Below are 255 nucleotides of genomic sequence, written 5' to 3'. Positions count from 1 at the left end.
CGATGCCAGCGTGAGGCGGTCTGCTGGGAGACCTCCAACTCGACCGCGACATCGATCTGTCGTCGTCCTGCGGCAAACATCTCCGCCGCCCGCATCCGCCGGTCACGCAACGCGTCGAGATCACGGCGACCGCCGCGCTGCTTGACTTTCCGGGCATCCGCGCTCTCGCCCGACCCGGTTTCCTTCCCTGCCATTCATCAATGATCAAGCAGCACGGTGCGAATCACGCGCAACGACACACCCTATTACCGAAAC

Annotated in this window: 1 protein-coding gene; it reads right to left on the bottom strand. The window is 63.5% G+C overall.

What is annotated here, in order from left to right; all coding sequences use genetic code 11:
* Window positions 1–194 (bottom strand): hypothetical protein (locus QM806_RS41110; RefSeq protein ID WP_283295076.1); only part of this gene is annotated, 194 nt, incomplete at its 3' end.
* Window positions 195–255: the final 61 nt, after the last annotated feature.

Origin of the sequence: Rhodococcus sp. IEGM 1351 (assembly GCF_030056875.1) — a bacterium.
GTDB lineage: Bacteria > Actinomycetota > Actinomycetes > Mycobacteriales > Mycobacteriaceae > Rhodococcus_F > Rhodococcus_F opacus.
Note: the sequence above shows the minus strand (reverse complement) of the source record. Positions and strands in the feature narration are given on the sequence as shown.